Consider the following 261-nt stretch of genomic DNA (forward strand, 5'->3'; position numbering starts at 1 on the left):
CTTGCAAGCCTTCCACCCGCAATCTGCCGATTTTGTTGAGATTGATGTAAAGCAGGGGGCGCATCATTTGCTCAGTGTGTTACTGGGGATTCGAGTTTTGTCTCGGATTAATCCCGACCCGGTGTGTGTAATAGACGCCATTGGTATTGCCATCAAAAGCCTTGGTCTTCCTCCCTTGGCTCTAGCGATGTTCACTGAAAACCACTGCACGGAGTCAATATGATCAAACTCTACTATCACCCGTCTCCTAACCCCGCGAAG

1 protein-coding gene is annotated in these 261 nt (G+C 49.4%); it reads left to right on the forward strand.

The features are described from left to right. A partial coding sequence (locus KMS84_RS44665; RefSeq protein WP_256921618.1) for a hypothetical protein occupies positions 1–223 on the forward strand: 223 nt, incomplete at its 5' end. Positions 224–261: the final 38 nt, after the last annotated feature.

The sequence above is a fragment of the Streptomyces hilarionis genome (genome assembly GCF_024539675.1).
In the GTDB taxonomy this organism is placed as follows: domain Bacteria; phylum Actinomycetota; class Actinomycetes; order Streptomycetales; family Streptomycetaceae; genus Streptomyces; species Streptomyces hilarionis.